The organism is Falsirhodobacter sp. 1013 (assembly GCF_051195255.1).
Classification (GTDB): domain Bacteria; phylum Pseudomonadota; class Alphaproteobacteria; order Rhodobacterales; family Rhodobacteraceae; genus Falsirhodobacter.
In genome coordinates this window covers 1-1,233 of record NZ_JBNJLK010000045.1, presented here as the reverse complement: position 1 = coordinate 1,233, position 1,233 = coordinate 1, and the positions used below count along the sequence as shown (strand labels likewise).

The 1,233-nt window shown below is 52.3% G+C and carries 1 rRNA gene; it reads right to left on the bottom strand.

The window, feature by feature from the left end:
* Positions 1-1,233: ribosomal RNA gene (locus tag ACSHZY_RS18855) — 23S ribosomal RNA — on the bottom strand; the annotation flags it as partial.

The window sequence follows — 1,233 nt, the reverse complement described above, 5'->3', positions numbered from 1 at the left end:
CCATTCGTGCAGGTCGGAACTTACCCGACAAGGAATTTCGCTACCTTAGGACCGTTATAGTTACGGCCGCCGTTTACCGGGGCTTCGATCAAGAGCTTCGACCGAAGTCTAACCCCATCAATTAACCTTCCGGCACCGGGCAGGCGTCACACCGTATACGTCATCTTACGATTTTGCACAGTGCTGTGTTTTTAATAAACAGTTGCAGCCACCTGGTATCTGCGACTCTCAATAGCTCCATCCGCGAGGGACTTCACCGTCGAGAGCGTACCTTCTCCCGAAGTTACGGTACCATTTTGCCTAGTTCCTTCACCCGAGTTCTCTCAAGCGCCTTGGTATTCTCTACCCGACCACCTGTGTCGGTTTGGGGTACGATTCCTTACAATCTGAAGCTTAGAGGCTTTTCCTGGAAGCATGGCATCAATGACTTCACATCCGTAGATGCTCGACGTCGTGTCTCAGCCTTAAAAAGAGCCGGATTTACCTAACTCTTAAGCCTACGCACTTGAACCTGGACAACCGTCGCCAGGCCCACCTAGCCTTCTCCGTCCCCCCATCGCAATTGTAAGAAGTACGGGAATATTAACCCGTTTCCCATCGACTACGCCTTTCGGCCTCGCCTTAGGGGTCGACTTACCCTGCCCCGATTAACGTTGGACAGGAACCCTTGGTCTTCCGGCGAGGAGGTTTTTCACCCCCTTTATCGTTACTCATGTCAGCATTCGCACTTCTGATACGTCCAGCATGCGTTACCACACACCTTCAACCGCTTACAGAACGCTCCCCTACCCAATGTGCAAAAGCACATTGCCGCAGCTTCGGTTTACTACTTAGCCCCGTTACATCTTCCGCGCAGGCCGACTCGACCAGTGAGCTATTACGCTTTCTTTAAATGATGGCTGCTTCTAAGCCAACATCCTGGCTGTCTGAGCCTTCCCACATCGTTTCCCACTTAGTAGTAATTTGGGACCTTAGCTGGCGGTCTGGGTTGTTTCCCTCTCCACGACGGACGTTAGCACCCGCCGTGTGTCTCCCGGATAGTACTTACTGGTATTCGGAGTTTGCAAAGGGTTGGTAAGTCGGGATGACCCCCTAGCCTTAACAGTGCTCTACCCCCAGTAGTATTCGTCCGAGGCGCTACCTAAATAGCTTTCGGGGAGAACCAGCTATCTCCAGGTTTGATTGGCCTTTCACCCCTAGCCACAAGTCATCCGGACCCTTTTCAACGGGTGT